This is a genomic window from Streptomyces sp. R818 (genome assembly GCF_056172735.1).
On sequence record NZ_JAOCNE010000006.1, the window covers coordinates 959,074 to 979,927 of the forward strand.

The 20,854-nt window shown below is 69.8% G+C and carries 13 protein-coding genes and 1 tRNA gene; 13 read left to right on the forward strand and 1 reads right to left on the reverse strand.

Annotated features, from left to right (window positions below; genetic code table 11):
- Nucleotides 1–8 precede the first annotated feature (8 nt).
- The 11 genes from N5I75_RS20770 to N5I75_RS20820 all read left to right on the forward strand — a co-directional run bounded on the left by N5I75_RS20770 (nucleotide 9) and on the right by N5I75_RS20820 (nucleotide 16,580).
- Nucleotides 9–1,631 carry a beta-N-acetylhexosaminidase gene (locus tag N5I75_RS20770; protein WP_476679380.1) on the forward strand — a complete coding sequence of 541 codons (1,623 nt, stop codon included), beginning with the start codon at nucleotides 9–11 and terminating at the stop codon, nucleotides 1,629–1,631.
- A 348-nt stretch (nucleotides 1,632–1,979) separates the two neighbouring features.
- Nucleotides 1,980–2,876: an FAD binding domain-containing protein gene (locus N5I75_RS20775; protein WP_476679381.1), complete on the forward strand. Its 897-nt coding sequence runs from the start codon at nucleotides 1,980–1,982 to the stop codon at nucleotides 2,874–2,876.
- Nucleotides 2,873–4,771 (forward strand): (2Fe-2S)-binding protein, encoded by a 1,899-nt coding sequence (locus N5I75_RS20780; RefSeq protein WP_476679382.1) that lies wholly within the window; start codon nucleotides 2,873–2,875, stop codon nucleotides 4,769–4,771. Before N5I75_RS20775 ends, N5I75_RS20780 begins: the two co-directional genes overlap by 4 nt.
- Complete coding sequence (locus N5I75_RS20785) at nucleotides 4,768–7,083, forward strand: xanthine dehydrogenase family protein molybdopterin-binding subunit (RefSeq protein ID WP_476679383.1); 2,316 nt, start codon at nucleotides 4,768–4,770, stop codon at nucleotides 7,081–7,083. Before N5I75_RS20780 ends, N5I75_RS20785 begins: the two co-directional genes overlap by 4 nt.
- 188 nt (nucleotides 7,084–7,271) lie before the next feature.
- Entirely contained in the window at nucleotides 7,272–7,838 is a 567-nt protein-coding gene (locus N5I75_RS20790; RefSeq protein WP_476679384.1) for a hypothetical protein, read from the forward strand.
- Nucleotides 7,838–9,553 (forward strand): WXG100 family type VII secretion target, encoded by a 1,716-nt coding sequence (locus N5I75_RS20795; RefSeq protein ID WP_476679385.1) that lies wholly within the window; start codon nucleotides 7,838–7,840, stop codon nucleotides 9,551–9,553. The genes N5I75_RS20790 and N5I75_RS20795 overlap by 1 nt, the downstream gene beginning before the upstream one ends.
- A gap of 3 nt (nucleotides 9,554–9,556) precedes the next feature.
- The gene (gene mycP / locus N5I75_RS20800; RefSeq protein WP_476679386.1) at nucleotides 9,557–10,888 is read left to right on the forward strand and encodes a type VII secretion-associated serine protease mycosin; all 1,332 of its coding nucleotides are present in this window, start codon (nucleotides 9,557–9,559) and stop codon (nucleotides 10,886–10,888) included.
- 395 nt (nucleotides 10,889–11,283) lie between these two features.
- Nucleotides 11,284–12,507, forward strand: a complete 1,224-nt coding sequence (mycP, locus tag N5I75_RS20805) for a type VII secretion-associated serine protease mycosin (protein WP_476679387.1) — start codon at nucleotides 11,284–11,286, stop codon at nucleotides 12,505–12,507.
- Between the two features lie 617 nt (nucleotides 12,508–13,124).
- Nucleotides 13,125–13,622, forward strand: a complete 498-nt coding sequence (locus N5I75_RS20810) for a hypothetical protein (RefSeq protein WP_476679388.1) — start codon at nucleotides 13,125–13,127, stop codon at nucleotides 13,620–13,622.
- A gap of 62 nt (nucleotides 13,623–13,684) precedes the next feature.
- The gene (locus N5I75_RS20815; protein ID WP_476679389.1) at nucleotides 13,685–15,949 is read left to right on the forward strand and encodes a hypothetical protein; all 2,265 of its coding nucleotides are present in this window, start codon (nucleotides 13,685–13,687) and stop codon (nucleotides 15,947–15,949) included.
- 121 nt (nucleotides 15,950–16,070) lie between these two features.
- Nucleotides 16,071–16,580: a hypothetical protein gene (locus N5I75_RS20820; protein ID WP_476679390.1), complete on the forward strand. Its 510-nt coding sequence runs from the start codon at nucleotides 16,071–16,073 to the stop codon at nucleotides 16,578–16,580.
- Nucleotides 16,581–16,768: 188 nt separating this feature from the next.
- Here N5I75_RS20820 and N5I75_RS20825 read toward each other — a convergent pair.
- Nucleotides 16,769–16,840: transfer RNA gene (locus N5I75_RS20825), tRNA-Cys, on the reverse strand.
- Between the two features lie 195 nt (nucleotides 16,841–17,035).
- On the opposite strand from N5I75_RS20825, the gene N5I75_RS20830 reads away from it, so the two are divergent.
- Together N5I75_RS20830 and N5I75_RS20835 are read left to right on the forward strand one after the other, a co-directional pair.
- A complete protein-coding gene (locus N5I75_RS20830) occupies nucleotides 17,036–18,496 on the forward strand; it encodes an MFS transporter (protein ID WP_476679391.1) in 1,461 nt (486 codons plus the stop codon).
- Between the two features lie 371 nt (nucleotides 18,497–18,867).
- Nucleotides 18,868–20,667, forward strand: a complete 1,800-nt coding sequence (locus N5I75_RS20835) for a DEAD/DEAH box helicase (protein WP_476679392.1) — start codon at nucleotides 18,868–18,870, stop codon at nucleotides 20,665–20,667.
- Nucleotides 20,668–20,854: the final 187 nt, after the last annotated feature.

Below are 20,854 nucleotides of genomic sequence, written 5' to 3' on the forward strand. Positions count from 1 at the left end.
TGCACTCCATGGATCTGTTGGATCTGATTCCGGCACCCCGGCACGTCTCCTCGGGCGGTGACGGCTCCTACGTCCTCGACAGCGGTACGGGCATCAGCGCGGGGGAGGGCACCGAGTCCACCGCGCGCTGGCTGCGCTCCGCCCTAGGCGCCGTCACCGAACTCGCCCTGCCCCCGCAGGACGAGAGCGCCGCCGCCATACGCCTGTCGATCGACCCGGCCCTGGCCGCGGAGAGCTACCGGCTGCGCGTCACGGCAACCGGCGTCGACCTCGCGGGCGGCGCCCCGGCCGGCGTCTTCTGGGGCGCCCAGACGCTGCGTCAGCTCCTCGGCCCGGACGCCTTCCGGCGCGCACCGCTCACCGCCGGGCGGCAGTGGGCCGTCCCGTACGTCACCGTCGAGGACAGCCCGCGCTTCGGCTGGCGCGGCGCCATGCTCGACGTCGCCCGGCACTTCATTCCCAAGGACGGCGTCCTGCGCTTCATCGACCTGCTCGCCGCGCACAAGCTGAACGTCTTCCACTTCCACCTCAGCGACGACCAGGGCTGGCGCGTGGAGATCAAGCGGTACCCGAAGCTGACGCAGGACGCCTCCTGGCGCACGCGCACCAAGTGGGGCCACCGCGCCTCCGAACTCTGGGACGACAAGCCCCACGGCGGCTTCTACACCCAGGACGACATCCGCGAGATCGTCGCCTACGCGCACGCCCGCCATATCGCGGTCGTCCCCGAGATCGACCTGCCGGGCCACTCGCAGGCCGCCATCCACGCGTATCCGGAACTCGGCAACACCGACGTCATCGACACGTCCTCCCTCCCCGTCTGGGACACCTGGGGCATCAACCCGAACGTACTCGCCCCCACTGACACCACCCTCCGCTTCTACGAAGGCGTCTTCGAGGAGGTGCTCGACCTCTTCCCGTCGACCTTCATCCATGTGGGCGGCGACGAGTGCCCCAAGGACCAGTGGAAGCAGTCCCCGACGGCCCAGGCCCGCATCAAGGAGCTCGGCCTCAAGGACGAGGACGAGCTGCAGTCCTGGTTCATCCGCCACTTCGACACCTGGCTGAGCGAGCGCGGCCGGCGCCTCATCGGCTGGGACGAGATCCTGGAGGGCGGCCTGGCCCCCGGCGCCGCCGTCTCCTCCTGGCGCGGCTACCGCGGCGGCATCACCGCCGCCAAGGCGGGCCACGACGTCGTCATGTGCCCCGAGCAGCAGGTCTACCTCGACCACCGGCAGGCACCCGGCGACGACGAGCCGGTCCCCATCGGCTTCGTGCGCACCCTGGAGGACGTCTACCGCTTCGAGCCGGTTCCGCCGCAGTTGACGCAGGACGAGGCGCGCCACGTCCTCGGCACCCAGGCCAACCTGTGGACCGAGGTGATGGAGAACCGGCAGCGCGTCGACTACCAGGCGTTCCCGCGCCTCTCCGCGTTCTGCGAGGTGGCGTGGAGCGAGCTGCCCGCGCCCGCCGAGCGCGACTACGCCGGCTTCGAGCGCCGGATGAGCGCACACTTCCGGCGACTTGACGCGCTCGGCGTCGACTACCGGCCGCCGGGCGGCCCGTTGCCGTGGCAGCGTCGCCCCGGGGTGCTCGGACGCCCGATCGAGGGGGCGCCGCCGAACGTGTGAGGCGGGTGCGTGGTGGCGGGCCCGGTGCTTCGCGGGGTCCCGCCACCGGGCCCTTGTCGCCCGGCGCGCAGCCCAAAGGTCACCGAAGAGTGTCAATCCGCGCCCACCGGGGATCACTCCACATAACGGTCATCTCCCAGGTGGAAGGGGCGAATGCCTCCTACCGGACCCCAACTCCGGGCCCCCGCGAAGATGTGCCAGAGTTGCCACGTCCGGCCTGTCAGCACGTACCGTACGGCGGAACAGGCGTAACGGCGGGAACGGCGGTCACGCGAGCGGCGTCAGCCCACGTGAGCACCACCGTGGCCGCCGGGCGCGCGGCCGGGCATCGGGAAGGGGCAGCCGGTTTTGACCACGCACGCACCGCAGGCGACACAGGCCGCGGTACTTCCGACCTCGCTCGACGAGGCGGTCGCCGCGCTCGCGGCCATGCCCGCCGCCGTGCCCGTCGCCGGTGGCACCGACCTCATGGCCCAGGTCAACGCGGGTCAACTCCGCCCCGCCGCCCTCGTCGGACTGAACCGGATCAGCGAGATCCGCGGCTGGCAGTACCAGGACGGCCACGCCCTCCTCGGCGCGGGCCTCACCCACGCCCGTATCGGCCGCCCCGACTTCGCCGCCCTCATCCCCGCCCTCGCCGCCTCCGCGCGCGCGGCGGGCCCGCCGCAGATCCGCAACGCGGGCACCCTCGGCGGCAACATCGCCTCCGCCGCGCCGACCAACGACTCGCTGCCCGTACTCGCCGCCCTCGAAGCCACGTTGATCATCGCCGGGCCGCAGGGCGCCCGGCGCGAAGTGCCCGTCTCCCACCTGCTCGCGGGGATGGAGATGCTGCGCCCCGGCGAGCTGATCGGCTTCGTCCGCGTGCCGCTGCTGCACGCCCCGCAGGTCTTCCTCAAGGCGACCGGACGCACCGGACCCGGGCGCGCCACCGCCTCCGTCGCCCTCGTCCTCGACCCCGCCCGGCGCGGGGTGCGCTGCGCCGTCGGAGCCATCGCGCCGATGCCGCTGCGCCCCCTGGAGGCCGAGCAGTGGGTGGCCTCGCTCATCGACTGGGACGGCGACCGCGGGGCGCTCGTGCCCGAGGCCGTGCAGGCGTTCGGCGAGTACGTCGCCGCGGCCTGCATCCCCGACCAGCCCCCGGCCCCGGACGGCACCCAGGAGGCGCTGCCGCCCGCCGTGATCCATCTGCGGCGCACCGTCGCCGCGCTGGCCCGACGTGCACTTGGGAGGGCGCTGTCGTGACGAACGAGTACCACGGACCCGATCCGGACCCCGCACCGGACGCGGACGGCTGGCAGCCGCTGCCCCAGGGCGACTACGACTCCGACGCCACGGCCTTCGTCCAACTGCCCCCCGACGGCTTCCCGGACGCGCCGCTCGCCGCGCCCGGCCACGGTTACGTGCCCCCGCAGATAACGGTGAGCCCGGCCACGGGCGCGGCGGCGACCGATCCGGCGGCCACGGGCGTGTGGGTGCTCCCGCCGGAACTGACCGGGGTCGCGGCGGCGCCGTACGGGGCCGAACCCGAGCCCCGGCCCGAGCCCGATCCCGAGCCGTACGGGTTTCCGCAGGGCGGTGACACGGGGCAGTGGTCGATCCCCGTCGCCGACGGTGAACTGCCGGACGAGTCCGGCGAGTACACGACCTCCGCGCTGGCCTCCCACTGGGGCGACCGCACGCCTCCCGCGACGCTGCCGGGGGGTGCGCCGGCGCCCTGGGCCTCGGAGCCTTGGGCGCAGGCGGGTGCGCCGGTCGCGCCGGGTGTGCCGGTTGGGCCGGTCGCGCCGGTCGCCGAGGAGGTTGTGGCGGGGCCGGGGCGTGAGTTCGAGGCGCGGCCTGAGCCGGGGGCCGAGCCGGTGGGTCGGGTCGAGGCGGCGGTGACCGGAGAGGTCGCTCAGGGCGGGCCCGAGGGTGAGTACGAGGGGGCCCAGGGCGGGCCCGAGGCCGAGTACGAGAAGCCCCGGGGCGGGCCCGAGGTCGAGTACGAGGGGCTCCAGGGCGAGGCTGAGGCGATGGCTGGGGCCGGGCCCCTGGCCAGGGGCGAGACGGAGGCTGGGTCCGAGCCTCTGACTGGGGTCGAGACGGGGGCCGCCGAGTCCGGGCCTCTGACCGGGATCGAGGCCGAGGCCGGGGCCGAGCCCCGGACCGGCGTCGAGACGATGGCGGCGGCCGAGACGGGCGCCGGGACCGAGACGGTTGCCAGGACCGAGATGGCGGCCGGGGACGAGGTCGCGGCGGAGGAGGTCGCGAGGGAGGCCCCCGGCGAACCCGACCCGGACCCCGCGTCGGACGCCGCTCCGGACGCCGCTTCGCGCCCCGACCCGGAACCCGACCCGGCTCCCACCCCGGTGCCGCTCCACGACAACCACCCCATGACCAGCTACGTCCTCCGGGTCAACGGCACCGACCGCCCCGTCACGGACGCCTGGATCGGCGAATCGCTGCTCTACGTGCTGCGCGAACGCCTCGGCCTGGCGGGCGCCAAGGACGGCTGCTCGCAGGGCGAGTGCGGTGCGTGCAACGTGCAGGTGGACGGCCGCCTCGTAGCCTCCTGCCTGGTCCCCGCCGCGACGACCGCCGGCAGCGAGGTCCGTACGGTCGAGGGCCTCGCCGAGGACGGCCGGGGCTCGGACGTGCAGCGCGCGCTCGCCGCGTGCGGCGCCGTCCAGTGCGGCTTCTGCGTGCCCGGCATGGCGATGACGGTCCACGACCTCCTCGAGGGCAACCCGAACCCCACCGACCTCGAGGCCCGCCAGGCGCTCTGCGGAAACCTGTGCCGCTGCTCGGGGTACCGCGGGGTGCTCGACGCGGTGCGCCAGGTCGCGGACGCGCGGCAGGCATCACAGCACGCGGCGGCGGAGAGCGCCGAGGCGGCGGAGCAGGAAGCGGAGGACGGACCCCCGCTCATCCCGCACCAGGCCGGCCCCGTGTCGACCGAGGACATCCAGACCGGGGGGAACGTCCGGACCGGCGGGAACGTCCAGAACAGCGAGAACTTCCGCGACGGCGGTAACGTCCAGAACAGCGAGGACTTCCGCGACGGCGGGAGCGTCCAGGACAGCGAAAACTTCCGGGACAGCGAGAACTTCCGCGGCAGCGGGAACTTCCGGGACAGCCGGGACGGAGGCCGAGCGTGATCAGCGAGACGACCGAGACCCCTGCCGCCCCCGCGGCCCCCGCCGCCGAGGAGATCCCGCACGGACTCGGCACGAGCCTGCCCTCGACGGAGGCCGACGCCAAGGCGGCGGGCACCTTCCCCTACGCCGCCGACCTGTGGGCCGAGGGGCTCCTGTGGGCATCGGTCCTGCGCTCCCCGCACGCGCACGCGCGCGTGGTCTCCATCGACACCACCCACGCGCGTGAGATGCCCGGCGTCCGCGCGGTCGTCACGCACGAGGACGTCCCCGGCGGCCCGCTCGCCGGGCACCGCACGGCGGACCGCCCGGTCTTCGCCTCCGAGGTGGTGCGCCACCACGGCGAGGCCCTCGCCGCCGTCGCCGCAGACCACCCGGACACGGCCCGGATGGCGGCCGCCGCGATCATCGTCGAGTACGAGGTCCTCGAACCGGTCACCGACCCGGAGAAGGCGTTCGCCGCCGAGCCGCTGCACCCCGACGGCAACCTCGTACGCCACATCCCGCTGCGCCACGGCGACCTCGACGCGACCGGCGAGGTGATCGTCGAGGGCCTCTACCGGATCGGCCGCCAGGACCCGGCCCCGATCGGCGCGGAGGCGGGCCTCGCCGTGCCCCGCCCCGACGGCGGCGTCGAGCTGTACATCGCCTCGACCGACCCGCACGGCGACCGCGACGCGGCGGCGGCCCGGTACGGCCTGTCGCCGGACCAGGTGAAGGTCGTCGTCACGGGCGTCCCGGGCGCGACCGCGGACCGCGAGGACCAGAGCTTCCACCTCCCGCTCGGCCTGCTCGCCCTGCACACCGGCTGCCCGGTGAAGCTGACGGCGAGCCGCGAGGAGTCCTTCCTCGGCCACCCGCACCGCCACCCGACCCTGCTCCGCTACCGCCACCACGCGGACGCGGACGGCAGGCTCGTCAAGGTCGAGGCGCAGATCCTCCTCGACGCGGGCGCCTACGCGGACACGTCGTCGGAGGCGCTCGCGGCGGCCGTCGCCTTCGCCTGCGGCCCGTACGTCATCCCGAACGCCTCCATCGAGGGCTGGGCGGTCCGCACCAACAACCCGCCCTCCGGCCACGTACGCGGGGAAGGCGCGCTCCAGGTCTGCGCCGCCTACGAGGCCCAGATGGACAAGCTCGCCAAGAAACTCGGCGTAGACCCGGCCGAGCTGCGCATGCGCAACGTCCTCGCGACCGGCGACGTACTCCCCACGGGACAGACGGTGACCTGCCCGGCCCCGGTGGCCGAACTCCTCACCGCCGTACGGGACTTCCCCCTCCCCGCGCTGCCCAAGGACACCCCGGAGGACGGCTGGCTGCTGCCCGGCGGCCCCGAGGGCGCGGGCGAGCCGGACGCGGTCCGGCGCGGCGTCGGCTACGGCATCGGCATGGTGCACGTCCTGGGCGCGGAGGGCGCGGACGAGGTCTCCACGGCCACGGTCAAGGTCCAGAACGGCGTAGCGACCGTGATCTGCGCGGCCGTGGAGACGGGCCAGGGCTTCACGACGCTGGCCCGCCAGATCGTCCAGGAGACCCTGGGCATCGACGAGGTCCACGTGGCACCGGTCGACACGGACCAGCCACCGGCGGGCCCCGGCTGCCGTGGACGCCACACCTGGGTCTCGGGCGGAGCGGTCGAACGCGCGGCCAAAATGGTCCGCACCCAGCTCCTCCAGCCCCTGGCGCACAAGTTCGGCATGTCCACGGAGCTGCTCCAGATCGCCGACGGCAAGATCACGTCGTACGACGGCGTCCTGTCGACGACGGTCGAGGAGGCCATGGACGGCAAGGAACTCTGGGCCACCGCCCAGTGCCGCCCGCACCCGACGGAGCCGTTGGACGCGGCGGGCCAGGGCGACGCCTTCGTGGGCATGGCGTTCTGCGCGATCCGCGCGGTCGTGGACGTCGATATCGAGATCGGCTCCGTACGGGTCGTGGAGCTGGCGGTCGCGCAGGACGTCGGCCGTGTCCTCAACCCCCGCCAGCTCGCCGCCCGTATCGAGGCCGGTGTCACGCAGGGCGTCGGCGCGGCCCTCACGGAGAACCTCCGCACCCCGAAGGGCGTGATCCGCCGCCCCGACCTCACCGGTTACGCCCTGCCCACAGCCCTGGACGCCCCCGACATCCGCATCGTCAGCCTCGTCGAGGAGCGCGACGTGGTGGCCCCCTTCGGCGCCAAGGCAGCCAGCACGGTCCCGGTCGTCGCCTCCCCGGCCGCGATCGCCTCAGCGGTCCGCGCGGCAACGGGCCGCCCGGTCAACCGCCTGCCGATCCGCCCCCAGGCAGCGGTGGCGAACGTCTCCGAAACCGCCTGACCCGGACGAGGCTTCCGGTCAACACCGCGCCGTCGAACCGCCGTTGTGCTGTGACTCCTGTGAACTGTCAGTGCAGCCGACTAAAGTTGGTACCAGACCAACTGGTTGTAAAGGTGCGGCGCGCCCGATGCGTTCGACGACTTCGACGCGCTCGGCGTGCTCACGGGGGAACGGGGAGGGCGGACGCGATGGCGGACGACAAGGGCGGGGGTTCGACCGGGCTGGGCGGCTGGCCGTTCAGCGTGGTCGAGGCGGCCAAGGACGCGGTTGGGGACATCGTTACGGAGCTGGAGTCGTTCACCGAGTTCCAGCGGCGGGTCGACCAGCTGGTCAAGGACTTGAAGGGTTCGCCGGCGGGTTCCAAGAAGGTGAGCGCGGAACAGCTCACGCGCGGGAAGTTCGGCGGGGGAGACAAGGGCTGGTACGAGGCGGACGACCTGTATGGCCAGTACGGCGCGGTGATCCGGGAGTTGGAGACTCTCTCGGAGATCCTCTCCGGGTCCATCGAGTCCATGGGCTTCGCGGTCATGGCGTCGCACAAGGGCTTCGAGAACATCGATTCGGACGTCCGGGACCGGATGGCGGCCATCAACGCCGAGACGACCAGTCACTACGGGGGCGACTATGTGCCGCCGTCACCCGATGAGAAGACGAACGAGAAGTCGGCGGCGGGCGCAGGGGACAGCAGTGCGGGCACGCCCGACAAGGCGCCCGACAAGACGCCTGAGAGCGGCGAAGAGGAGACGAATCTCTGATGGCCGGCAAAGGCAGGAAGACCCCGTTCGACGGTATGACCCACGAGCAGATGCTGGCCTGGCTCGACGCCGCTGACGCCGAATCCGTCCAAGGAGCGGCGGACAGACTCACCGCGGCGGCCAAGGAGATCAACAGCATCGCGGCGGAACTGCAGATCCGCCCGCAGTGGGTGAAATGGAAGGGCGAGAGCGCCGACGCGTTCCGTACCTGGGCCGCGGAGCTCGCCAAGTCCACGGTGTCGCTGGCCGAGTACAGCGAGCATCAGTCGCACTGGCTGGGCCAGGCGGCCCAAGCCATCGGACGGGCCAAGACATCGGTTCCGCGCGACGAGGGCGTGGACGCCAACATCGACGCGGCGAAGTCGGCTCACAACGACCCCGACGCGCAGGGCGTCCTGTCGAAGAACATGGCCCTTCGGCAGCAGACGGCGGACGAACTGGAGAAGCTCGGGCAGGCGTACGCGCTGTCCAAGACGCAGATGGCAGCGTCCAAGCCGCGCAAGTTCCCGCCCCCGCCGCTGGAGATCCAGGATCCGGAAGCAGACGCTCGCGACCGGCGCAGCAGGGACCTGCCGGTCGGGCAGGGAAGCGGCGGAGGCCCCGCCACGACCGGCGCCGCTTCGGCGGGTACCCCTTCGGCCGGTACTCCTTCAGTCGGTACGTCTCCAGCCGGTACCCCGTCGGCCGATGGTGCCGTGGCCGGGCATGCGGGGAGCCGGGAGTCCGTGAGTACGGGCACCGGCGTCTCACCCAGCGGGTTCGCGGACCGCCCTGTGGTCCATGAAACGGGAAAGACTGTGCCGGTGGTCCCGGAGGCACCAGCGCGGATGGATGTCGACTCGGTCGACGTGCTGCCGCAGAGCCCGCAGACGCAGGCGCCCGCCACACCACCCGGCATTCCGGGCCCTTCCGGACCAACAGCCGGCCAGCCGGTGGTGCCGGGGCCAGTGCCACCGGCTTACGGCATCACCGGCGGTACTCCGCCGAGCGCTCGCGGTCTGACCAGTCCGCCCGGCGGCCGAGTGACGCCGACATCGCCAGGCGGTGCGTACGGGCGGCCCGGCCCGTCCACGCCCAGTGCGTTCGGTCGTCCGGCCGTCAACGCGCCGTCGGCGCAGGGAACCACGGGCACCGGCGGGACGGGAGGCTCCTCGACGGGGCGAGGTCCTGCGCAGAGCGGCGTCACCGGAGGCCGTGCGCAGCCGACGGACAAGACCGGCAGAGGTATGCCGCGCGGCACCGTCATGGGCAGCGAGGGAGCGAACAACGGGCGGGGGACTTCCGGAAGCCGTGGGCCGCAGGCTCAGGGAGCCGGTGGGCAACGGCAGGCCGGAGGCAGGCCCGGCGTGTTCGGCGCGGACCAGCACGGTGCCTCCACCGGCCGCGTCGCCCCTGGTGCCGCCGGGCAGAAGGGGGGCGTCGTCGGGGGCCGTCAAAGTCAGCAGCAGCGCGCGGCCGGCCGGTCCTTCAGCCAGGGAGGCTCCGGGCTGGTGCGCGGACAGGGCGGGCCGGGTGGCTCGGCCGACGACCGGCACGGAGCGGGCACGGCAGGCCGTGGCGGGGCGCCGTCCAGCGCCCGTCCGGGGGAGCGTCGCGAGGAAGAGCAGAGCGAGCGACCCGACTACGTCACCGAGGACGAGGCCACCTGGCAGCCGGACGCGCGACGTAATGTGCCTCCTGTGGTCGCTGACGATCCGAAGACCGACGAGAGGTAGTCCATGCCCATCACCAGCGGTCCCAGCCGCGGACGCCTCTGCGCGGCGGCTTCGGTGGTCCTCGGCACGCTCCTGGTGGGCACCGCGACTGCGGCACCGGCATACGCGGAGTCGTTCCGTGCTCAGCAGTGGCACCTGGACGCCATGAAGGCCGACCAGATGTGGCAGACGGCCACGGGCGAGGGCGTCACCGTGGCCGTTCTCGACACCGGCGTCGACGCGAACCACCCCGATCTGCGGGGCCAGGTGCTACCGGGCAAGGATCTGGCACCGGCGGAGCCCGGTGACGAACGCACGGATTACGACGGTCACGGCACGGGCATGGCCGGGATCATCGCCGGAACGGGCAGGGGCAACGGGAACCAGGGGGCGTACGGCCTCGCTCCAGGAGCGAAGGTGCTGCCGATCCGTCTGCCCGACGGCGCGAAGGGCGCCAATGAGGCCGCCACGAATGCGCGGTTCTTCCGCCTCGCAGCCGAGGGCATCAGATACGCGGCCGACCACGGCGCCAAGGTCATCAACGTCTCGCAGGGAGCGACGAGAGGCGCCCCGGAGTTGACGTCCGCGGTCGACTACGCCCTGAAGAAGGGATCGTTGATCTTCGCCGCGGTGGGCAATACAGGCGACAAGGCCAACCAGGTCGAATACCCCGCCGCCACCCCCGGAGTGGTGGGCGTGACGGCCATCGACAAGAACGGCCGTCGGACCAGCGCGTCACAACACGGTCCGCAGGTCGACCTCGCCGCGCCCGGCATGGACATCGTCCACGCGTGCGGCGGCAAGACGGGCTACTGCGAGAGCGAGGGAACCAGCGACGCCACCGCCCTCGCCTCCGCCGGCGCGGCCCTGATCTGGTCCAAGCACCCCGACTGGACCAACAACCAGGTTCTCAAGGTCATCCTCAACACGATCGGCGGCGTCAAGAGCGAGAGCGGGAGCGGGAAACGCAGCGACTACGTCGGTTACGGGGCAGTCCGCCCGCGAATCGCCCTGACGGCCCCGGGCGACCCGGGCCGGGCCGACACGTTCCCGATGTCGGACTACCCGGTGGACGCCAGTGCACCGCCCGCCGAGGCCTCGACGGGCGCCGGTGCCCCGGCATCGAAGGGTGACGAGGCCACGGAGAAGACCGCGCAGGCTGACGACAGCAATACCGGGCTGTGGATCGGCATGGGCGTTGCCGCAGTCGTGCTGGTAGGCGCCGTAGTCGCGTTGAGCCTGGCTCGCCGGCGCCGCCGCGACGACCAGCGGCTTCCACCACTGGGCGCGCCGGTGCACCAGCCCTACACCGGAGGCCACCCCGGCGCCCCTGACAACCCGTACCGCGGTTCCTGAGTTCGGCCACGAACGAAAAGGCGCACCTGACCATCGGCACGCGTTACCTCGCGCGACGCACAGCCGCTGTCACCCAGCCGTAGGCGACGCACCCCGTCGCACTGCTGTGGAGGCGAAGGGAGAAGCGGCACGGCTCGCGGTGCGTCGTCCGGGCGCAGGGCCGTCACGCCAGGCTCAGAGCGGGATGCGCGGTTGGCCAGCACGGCGGGTTCCACGGCGGGGCGGGCCGTGCCGTAGCGGCATCTGTTAGTGCGCGGCCCGGCGGCCGTGGAGGGGGCCGGGCGAGTGAGCGCCCGGACTACGTCACCGAGGACGAAGCCACCTGGCGACCCGGCGCGGACCGTAATGTGCCTCCCGTCGTGACGGACGAGACAGAGAAGGACGCGAGGTAACCCATGTCCACCAGCAGCAACCGCGGCCGAGCCTTCGGCGCGGCAGCCTCGGCAGCTCTCGGCCTGCTGCTGGTGGGCACGGCCGCCGCGGGGCCCGCGTACGCCGATGCGTTCCGTGCGCAGCAGTGGCATCTGGACGCGATGAAGGCGGACCAGATGTGGCGGACGAGCACCGGCGAAGGCATCACGGTCGCCGTGATCGACAGCGGCGTCAAAGCCGACCACCCGGACCTGCGGGGCCAAGTGCTGCCCGGCAAGGACCTGTCGACCGGGCTCAGCGGTGACGAGCACACCGACTACGACGGCCACGGCACCGGCATCGCCGGCATGATCGCCGGAACGGGGTCGGGCAACGGGGGCCAGGGAGCCTACGGGCTCGCGCCCGGCGTCAAGGTGCTCCCGATCCGGCTGCCCAACGCGGAGAAGGCCAACAACCAGGCCTCCGCGGACGCCCAGTTGTTCGACGCCATCGCCAACGGCATCACGTACGCCGCCGGCCAAGGTGCGCAGGTCATCAACATCTCCCAGGCGGCACCGGAAGGTGCGCCGGAGCTGACGACCGCCGTGCGCTACGCACTGGAGAAGGGGTCGCTGATCTTCGCCGGTGTGGGCAACGACGGCGACGGGACCAACCGGGTCCAGTACCCCGCGGCGACCCCCGGCGTCGTAGGAGTGGCGGCCATCGACAAGAACGGACGGCGCACGAGCGAGTCCGAGTATGGCCCGCAGGTCGACATCGCGGCCCCCGGCATGGACATCGTCCACGCCTGCGGTGGCTCGACCGGTTACTGCAAGAGCCACGGCACCAGTGACGCCACCGCCCTGGCCTCGGCGAGCGCGGCCCTGATCTGGTCCAAGCACCCGGACTGGACGAACAACCAGGTCCTCCGGGTCATCCTCAACACCATCGGCGGCGTCAAGGACGACAACGACAAACGCAGCGACTACATCGGCTACGGCGCCGTCCGCTCCCGCATCGCCCTGACCGACCCGGGCGATCCGGGACCTGCCGACAAATTCCCGATGGCCGACTACTTGATGACGGCACGAACACCGTCCGCCGAAGCTCCGAAGGGCGCCGACGCCCAGGCGGCGGACGGCTCCCAGACCGCGAAGACTGAAGACGACAACACGTGGCTGTGGATCGGCGTGGGCGTTGCCGCCTTCGTGCTGATTGACGCCGCAGTGGCGTTCGGTGTGGCTCGTCGCCGCCGCGAGGGCCAATAAACTTCACTGCCCGGCGCACCGATACAGCAGACGTACCCCGAAGTCGGCCCGCCCGACACCCCGTACGGTGCGCGAAGCCCGTATGGGGACCACAATTCCTGAACCAGCAACCCGTCGGTTCGTCGGCGCTGAGTAGCGACCCGGACGACCACTGTCACCGTTTCTGACCTCGGCCGTAGAACGAGAGGCATCAAGGCGATCCGCGATCAACACTGGCATCTCACGGCGACGAAGGCATCCATCATGTGGCAGACCAGCGGAGCCGATGGGCTGACCCTCGCCGTCACGGGAGGGCAGGCCCAGGTGCCGGACATATGTCACGAGGCCGCGGCTTCGTGACATGTACGCCTGAGCAGAGGCGCCGAAAGAGTGGGCTGTCGAGGAGGACGGTGCGGGGACCGTCTGCGGCGCGGCCGACGTACCTCATCGGCAGCTTGACGGGTCTCTGGGAGGGCAGGGTCGGAGCATGATGTTCGGCTTCCCTTGCGACCAGAGCCCGACCCGGTCGTGGAAGGCGTGCGGATTCTCCCTGCCCCAGCGCTGAACGGGCGCAGTTGCTACGGTACGTGGAGCGTAATCATCAGAGGAAAGCGCTGTGTACGGGGGAGTTGTCAGCCATGGCATGGGATGAGTGGGAAGAACTCAAGACGAAACACGCTTCGGCCGGAATGCAGCTGAATGGCATCCCGGCGGACGGCACGACCACGCCGTCGACAGGTGACTTGAAGGTCGACCACGGAGATCTGACCAAGCTCGGCAAGAGTGCGCACGAGCTGTACAACCAGCTTTGGGACCGTGCGCGTGTCAACGTCGCGAGCAGTGACTCAGCCGCCGGGAACCTGTCGAAGCAGGGGTTCGAACTTGGCTCGGGGCTGCAGCATGTATCCAATCGCTGGGACGAGCAGTTGAAGTCCCTCATGGACGCCTGCGCCCAAATCACCAACCACATGCAGACCACGAAGCGGGTGCATGACGGCGACGAGAACTACATCCGTCGGCAGATGAGCAGCATCGATGCCCTGGATTCCGGCTTCGACGAGCGAGTCGGAAAGCCGGGAGACGAGAACCCCGCCTACTACGGCAAGCCGGACAAGGGTGAGAAGAAGGATGAGTAGCGACGCCGTGCTCGTCACACATCGTCCGTGCTTCGCAATCGCTCGCTTTGAAAGGTGCCGCCGTGGACCTCGATGATCTGCGCTTCGCCAACTTCGCCTCAGTGGACGAGGCTGTCAAAGACTGGTCGACGCTGGTCGGGAACCTTGATGATCTGCAGGAACAGGCTGAGAAGGGCCTGCATCAAGCAGCCAACAAAGCCAATTGGTCCGGCGTTAACTCCCAGGTCACCAAGGAGTTCATCGGTAAGACCGCTGGTGAGTTCGCCGACGCCCACATCCAGGCGAAGACGATTCACAGGATTCTGAGTGACACCGTCGGAGAATTGAAGCAGTTCCAGAAAGATCTCAAGGCGGCGATCGACCGGGGACTGAAGAAGAATCTGACCGTGCAGGACACCGGTGGCGGGGGCTTCACGGTTACCATGAACATACACCCGGACCGCGCCGCGGAGGGCGTCAAGGTCCCGGAGCACAGCGAGAGCGACGTCTCTGCCCTGCGTGATGAGGTGCAGGACATCATGCGTAAGGCCACAGAGAGCGACCAATCGGCCAAGACGGTCCTTACCGCCATTGCGGACCAGGACGAAATGGGCTTCTCTGACGCCGCCTACAAGGACCGGGACGAGGCTGCAGCCGCCGTCAAGGAAGCCGATGACTTGGCCAGACTGGCGAAGAAGGATCCGGATGACCTGACGGTCAAGGAGTTCGACCAGCTGAACGCGGGCTTGAAGAAGTATCGCGACGATCCGTTGTTCTCGGAGCGGTTCGCTGCGAACCTCGGTCCGAAGCAAACGATGGAGTTCTGGGCGGGCGTCACCGACCCCTATGAGAACCGCGATCTCTACTTGGCGCGGCGTGACCAACTTGACGACCTGCAGCAAAACTTGAGTATGACCCTTGCCCGCGCTTCACAGAGCGACTCGGCTGCCATGGTTGATTGGAAGCAGGGCATGATCGCCGCTGGCGACAAGCATCTCGGTCCCCATGGCGCTGGTCCGATGGGCTTCCAGGTGATGAGCAACCTGATGCGCGTCGGCGACTACGACGACAGCTTCATGAAGCAATACGGAAAGCAACTCATGAAGTCAGAGCGAAACCTCACGGTCAACGGTGAGGAGCGCAATATCGCTTGGCAGCACATGGGGATGGACCAGCGGCTCAACTTCATCGGTGAAGAAGGCGGCGACACCGGCGACGATCCGCTGACGGGTTACCTCAAGGGCTTGTCCAACAGTCCTGCGGCGGCGACGGAATTCTTCAATGACGAGTTCCTCCCCAAGGACGACGACCACAAGCATGCGGTCAGCAACTTCAAATATCTCTTCGAGCAGCGGGAATGGCCGGACGAGATGAATATGAAGGGCGACGGCGTCGACACCGGCCGGAACAATCTGGCATTGGCGCTCGAGGCCGCCACAACGGGGCACCCTGCCGGAGAGTTGCCGACGTTGGACACTCCGGCTCACGATGCGGGCCAGGCCAGGCTTTTCCAGTCCCTGGTCTCGTCCATCTCGGATGACAGTGGCAGGCTGACGGACCACAGCTACATGTCGGACAGCATGGGGCAGATCGCCTCGGAGTATCTGCCTGACATCAACCGGTCCATGGCGGATGACGGCGACGGAGACGTGAATCGACTGTTCCCGATCGCGGGGGCCGCAGCCACGGTCGATCACCGTGACGCCACTCGGTTCCTTATGACGGTGGGTCAGAACCCTGAAGGCTACGCGGCTGTCGAGGTGGGCCAGAAGAAGTACATGGGGCAGCTCATGGAGTACCACCTCAACCCGGACCTCCCTGCTGATCAGCGCTACTCGGCCGACCCGAAGTTCACCGTGGAACAGATCGCCTATGGCTCCGGTGAAGTCTCCGGCACGCTGGCCATTGGTCGCCAGGAAGCCGTTGCGGGCCCTGCGGATGTGGCCGACAAAGAATATGACCACGCCGTCACGCAATGGAAGAACGTCGCCTCCGGCGGATTGGGAACAGTAACCGGTGTCGGAGCGTCACTCATCGCCAGCCCAGTCGCCGGCGCGGCAGTGGGTGGCGCCGTCGGAACGGCCAGCAGCGTGATTCTCGAAGAGCTGTTCCAGGACGTCGAGGGTGATGCCAAGGCGGACGCGGGGCAGGAGATGGGGAGGTACTGGGAGAACGGGGTGGACAGGAACCTCAAGTACACGGAGCACGCGGCAGAGGAAGCGGCCAAGGCGAACCGCCGCGATCTGCCGGATGTCGGGGAGTGGGCGAGGACGTCTGCGCGGGACGGGTACAAGAGCGCCGAGACGGATGTTCGGGCGACAGGTGCGGATCTCCAGACAGACATCTAGTAAGCGGAACTTGGCGACCGCGTCCGGTGGTCGTTTCCCTCGTCGTACAACTGTAGAAAGGCCTAGGAACTTGCGTCGAGTGCGACAAGGAATTCCGGGTGTGCGCTCATGTTTCCTTTCCGTGGGCGCTGCTGTTGCGGCCCTCACGCTTGTCGGGTGCTCCGGTGGTGGCAGTGACGAGAAGGAATACACAGTCCCGCGTTCGCTGTGTGGTATCCCTGCGAAGGAGAAGGAATGGTCCTCCTTCTTGCCGGGCGGTGAAGAGGTGAAGGTACGCCAGACGGAACCGAATGGTGGCACTAAACGCTGTCAGGTCCTGGTCGACGGTGAAGTCTCTTTGGTCGCGAGCCGCATCTGGGCTTCGGAGCGGGACAGCGTTACCGATATGGCGAACTCGAATTCCGGTACGGACGACGGAACACTGTCGAAAGACGGTCGCTACATGTACTCAGACTCGGGTGGGGTAGGGCGCACCGAGGCCTGCACCGATGGGGCGCATCCCGATCAGGTTCTATTCGCCGTCATTCAAGTAATGGCATCTGATGTCGACGGTGATGCATCGGCCATGAAGCGCTTGATCCCCGCGTACACGAGTAGCGTCAATAGCTCCACAGATTGCAAGGGCTCCTGATCCCCGGACCGGGTGTGTTGCTGCCTGCACGCACGTAGTGTCCGCGATGCGGGCGTCGATGGTCGGCGCTTGCATCGCGGTCTGTTCCGGCCTCTTGCCGCGGAAGCGAGTGACCATGCCGAAGGGGTGTCCCGCGTGTGCGGAACACCCCTTCGGCAACGTGCAGCCCAGCGCCGTTGGGCTGCCGGAGGCCGTGACCGGGATCGAACCGGTGTGCTTCGCTTTGCAGGCGAATCCCTAAACCACTCGGGCACACGGCCAGGTTGTGCTTGGTGTTGTCATGACCGTAGGGCGGTCTCCGGGGTGCCTCAAGGGTTCGGGCCCGGCTGCAATGGGACTGCCATACGGCGTTCATAGTTCGGCGGGGCGGGAGTTTGGTCGTACGACCAAGGGACCAGGTGGGTTCCGGCTGGGGACAGGGGTCAGTGTGGGGTATGGGCCTTACTCTGAGCCGTATGGCCGCCCTTGAAGATGACGTTGCCGTCGCTGCTGCTTCGGATCTTGCCGATCTTGCCGATGTCGCTGAGAGCGGAGGGGTGCTCGGGCGTGCCTATCGGGCGTTGAGCGTCGGGATCGTCACCGTCGTGCTGCTCATTGCCTTTGAGGCGACCGCGGTGGGGACCGCTATGCCGGTGGCCGCTCGGGAGCTGGACGGGGTGTCCTTGTACGCCTTCGCGTTCTCCGGGTACTTCACCACCAGCCTCTTCGGAATGGTGCTCGCCGGGCAGTGGGCCGACCGGCGGGGGCCGCTCGGGCCGCTGGCGGTGGGGATCGGGGCGTTCGCGGCGGGGCTCGTCGTCGCGGGGGCCGCCGGGAGCATGTGGATGTTCGTCGGCGGGCGGGCCGTGCAGGGGCTCGGGGGCGGGCTGGTCATCGTCGCGCTGTACGTCGTTGTCAGCCGGGCCTATCCGGAGCGGTTGCGGCCCGCGATCATGGCCGCGTTCGCGGCGAGCTGGGTCGTGCCGTCCATTGTCGGGCCGTTGGCTGCCGGGGCCGTCACCGAGCACCTCGGGTGGCGGTGGGTGTTCCTCGGGATTCCGGTGCTCGTGCTGCTGCCGCTCGGGCTTGCGCTGCCGCAGATCCGGCGGCGGGCGGGTGGGGCGGCTCCCGGCGCCGGGGGCGGGGCGTTCGACCGGCGGCGGATTCGGCTTGCGTTCGGGATCTCGGCCGGGGCGGGGTTGCTTCAGTACGCCGCTCAGGATTTGCGGCCGCTTGCGGTGGTGCCCGGTGTTGTCGGGGCCGCGTTGCTCGTGCCGTCCGTGCTCGGGTTGTTGCCGCGCGGTACGTATCGGGCTCGGCGCGGGCTGCCGTCGGTGGTGCTGTTGCGCGGGGTCGCGGCGGGGGCGTTCGTCGCGGCCGAGTCGTTCGTGCCGCTGATGCTCGTGACCCAGCGGGGGCTGTCGCCGACGCTCGCCGGGTTCTCGCTCGCCGCGGGCGGGGCGACGTGGGCGCTGGGGTCGTGGGTCCAGGCGCGTTCCCGGTTCGAGCCGTATCGGGAAAGGCTCGTCGCCGGGGGCATGGTGCTCGTCGCGGCCGCCATCGCTGCCGCGCCGAGTGTGTTGATCGCGGCCGTGCCGGTGTGGGTGGTCGCCGTCGCGTGGGGGTTCGGGTGCCTCGGGATGGGGCTCGTCATCTCCTCGACGAGTGTGCTGCTGCTCCAGCTTTCCGCGCCTGAGGAGGCCGGGGCGAACTCTGCGGCTCTGCAGATCTCGGACGGGCTGGCGAATGTGGTGCTGCTGGCCGCGGGGGGCGCCGCGTTTGCTGCGCTGGGCGGGGGTGCTGTGGGGCGGGGGCATGAGGTGGTGGATGGTGCGGGTGGGGCCCATCCGGGGGCCTTTGTCGCCGTGTTTCTGCCGATGGCGGGGGTTGCGTTGGTGGGGGCTTGGGTGGGGACGCGGTTGCGTGAGCGGGATTAGGGGGGTCTGGGGGTGTAGCTCGGGGTTCGCAGGGGTCCGTCGCCGGGTGTGGGTGTGGGTGTGGGTGTGGGTGAGGGTGCGGGTGTTCGGGTGTCGGCGGCTGACGGGCGCGTCGTGGCTGGTCGCGCAGTTCCCCGCGCCCCTGAGATGCGCACTGCGTGCGCCATCTCCGCCCCTCCGCCCCTCCGTGGCGTACGCCGTGCGTTCGGGAGGCGGCTCGCCCTTACTGTGAGCCGTGTCCCACCCCGGCCCCGCGCGGCCTCGTCCGTCCGTTGGTGCTGCTTGTGCACCGGTAGGGTGGCCCGGTTGTCATACGTAGCCGCCGTGTACGCACGCCAGCCGTGCCGTCGAATCTCGAGTAATCGGAGACCGTGACTACCACCGCCGCCACCAACTCCGCGTCCCACCACCTGTCGCCCGCCTTCCCCGGGCGCGCCCCGTGGGGCACCGCCAACAAGCTGCGTGCCTGGCAGCAGGCGGCGATGGACAGGTACATCCAGGAGCAGCCGCGCGACTTCCTCGCCGTCGCCACCCCGGGGGCCGGCAAGACGACGTTCGCGCTGACGCTCGCGTCGTGGCTGCTGCACCACCACGTCGTGCAGCAGGTGACCGTCGTCGCGCCGACCGAGCACCTGAAGAAGCAGTGGGCGGAGGCGGCCGCGCGCATAGGGATCAAGCTGGATCCGGAGTACAGCGCGGGGCCGCTCAGCAAGGAGTACCAGGGCGTCGCCGTGACGTACGCGGGTGTCGGCGTGCGGCCCATGCTGCACCGCAATCGCAGCGAGCAGCGCAAGACGCTCGTCATTCTCGACGAGATCCACCACGCCGGTGACAGCAAATCGTGGGGCGAGGCCTGTCTGGAGGCGTTCGAGCCTGCCACGCGGCGGCTCGCGCTCACCGGTACGCCTTTCCGGTCCGACACCAATCCCATTCCCTTTGTGCAGTATGAAGAAGGGAATGACGGGATTCGGCGGTCCTCCGCCGATTACACGTACGGATACGGGAGCGCCCTCGGGGACGGTGTCGTCCGGCCCGTTATTTTCCTTTCCTACAGCGGCAATATGCGGTGGCGCACCAAGGCCGGGGACGAGATCGCCGCCCGGCTCGGTGAGCCCATGACCAAGGACGCCGTCAGCCAGGCGTGGCGCACCGCCCTCGATCCGCGCGGTGAGTGGATGCCGAGCGTGCTGCGTGCCGCCGATGCGCGGCTCACCGAGGTCAGGAAGGGTATTCCGGACGCCGGCGCCCTCGTCATCGCCTCCGACCAGGAGTCGGCGCGGGCGTACGCGAAGCTCATCCGGGACATCACCGGGAGCAGAGCCACTCTTGTGCTGTCCGATGACACCGGGGCTTCCAAGCGCATCGACGACTTCGCCGCCAGTGATGACCGGTGGATGGTTGCCGTGCGCATGGTGTCCGAAGGCGTCGACGTTCCCCGGCTTGCCGTCGGGGTTTATGCGACCACTATTTCCACCCCCTTGTTCTTCGCTCAGGCCGTCGGGCGTTTCGTGCGGTCCCGGCGGCGCGGCGAGACCGCGTCCGTGTTTCTTCCCACCGTTCCTGATCTGCTCGGCTTCGCCAATGAGATGGAGGTCGAGCGCGACCACGTACTCGACAAGCCGAAGAAGGACGGGGAGGAGGACCCCTACGCCGAATCCGAGAAGGAGATGGAGGAGGCGAACAAGGAGCAGGACGAGGACACCGGGGAGCAGGAGCAGTTCTCCTTCGAGGCCCTGGAGTCCGAGGCCGTCTTCGACCGGGTGCTGTACGACGGGGCCGAATTCGGTATGCAGGCCCACCCCGGGAGCGAGGAGGAACAGGACTATCTCGGGATTCCGGGGCTCCTCGAACCCGATCAGGTGCAGTTGCTGCTGCAGAAGCGGCAGGCCCGGCAGATCGCCCACAGTCGGAAGAAGCCCGACACCGAGGCCGACCTGCTCGAACTGCCCGCCGAGCGGCGGCCCGTCGTCTCCCACAAGGAGATGATGGAATTGCGGAAGCAGCTCAATACGCTGGTTGGTGCGTACGTCCACCAGAGCGGTAAGCCGCACGGGGTGCTCCACACCGAACTGCGGCGCGTCTGCGGTGGGCCGCCGAGCGCCGAGGCCACCGCGGGGCAGCTGCGGCAGCGCATCGCCAAGGTGCAGGAGTGGGCCACCCGCATGAAGTGACACGGGTCGCAACTGCGGGCATTCAGCAATAACTCAGGCCCTGGACTGACCGGATTCTGGACGGAGTCTTCCGCTCAGCGGGACGACCTCGCTACATTCCCGGCAACGCACACGCCCCGTGGCAGCGCCGCCGCGGAGCGCAGCCGGTACGCACGAAGACAGTCGTCTGCAGCCGTAGAGCCGTATG